The organism is Oleiphilus sp. HI0117, from assembly GCF_001635235.1.
Map to the genome: position 1 here is coordinate 1 of NZ_LWGA01000170.1, position 975 is coordinate 975.

Sequence of the window (975 nt, forward strand, 5' to 3'; positions counted from 1 at the left end):
CGGCAGACTCGTTTGATAGATCTGGTCACCACCAATGATCATCACTTCCGACTGACCGTCAATATCACAAACCGACTCTCCTAAATCAAAAGCCTGCTCAAGAGAGTGCACGACTTTCACGCCTTCAGCCGACCAGCTTTCATTTCGCGTTATAACGATATTGCATCGACCTGGAAGCGGCTTACCAATCGACTCATAGGTTTTACGCCCCATTAGAATCGGCTTGCCCATCGTCACTTGTTTAAAGTACTTAAGATCATTGGGCAAATACCAAGGCAGCTTGTTGTTAATGCCGATAACTCGGTTTTCTGCCATCGCGACGATCATGGAGCGCTTCATTGTTTCTTCCTACTCGATATATATTTAAACTGAAAAAGGGTACTGGATACTGTCATGCGACTCATAGCCGACGACTTCAAAGTCAGCGGTCGTCACCCAGGTTTCAAGGTCTTCGAGTGACTTGATATCAGGGTTGATATTTAGTCTCGGAGAAGCGAAAGGCTCACGCTTTAGCTGCACATCTCGCATCAATTCTAACTGGTTCTCGTAGATATGAGCATTGACTATTTTGTGGTAAGCCTTACCGGCTTTATGCCCCGTGATCTGTGCCATTAGAGCAAGCAGAACATAGACCTGAACCTGATTGAAATTCAGCCCCAGCGGCACATCACAAGAACGCTGATAACTAGTCAAATACAGTGTATCCCCTAGCAAAGAAAATGTGTGCGTATGCATGCAAGGGCGCAGACAACCCATTTCGAACTCGCCCGGGTTATAGAAGCTTAGAATTTCTCCGCGGTCATCGACCCCTTTCGAAAGGTTATCGACGATCTTTTTAAGCTGGTCTAATGGCGTGCCATCCGGCTTTTGCCACGCCCGGCCCTGAACGCCGTATACTCGCCCCATATCATCCTCACCTTTACGATGCGGATTATTCAACCAGGCTTCATTCTCATTGGCATTAGCATTCCAGGT

2 protein-coding genes are annotated in these 975 nt (G+C 47.2%); both read right to left on the reverse strand.

The window, feature by feature from the left end; all coding sequences use genetic code 11:
- The coding region (locus A3757_RS02225) for a dihydrofolate reductase (protein ID WP_068739098.1) at positions 1-339 on the reverse strand (339 nt) is incomplete at its 3' end.
- Between the two features lie 24 nt (positions 340-363).
- A partial coding sequence (gene thyA / locus A3757_RS02230; protein WP_068739100.1) for a thymidylate synthase occupies positions 364-975 on the reverse strand: 612 nt, incomplete at its 5' end.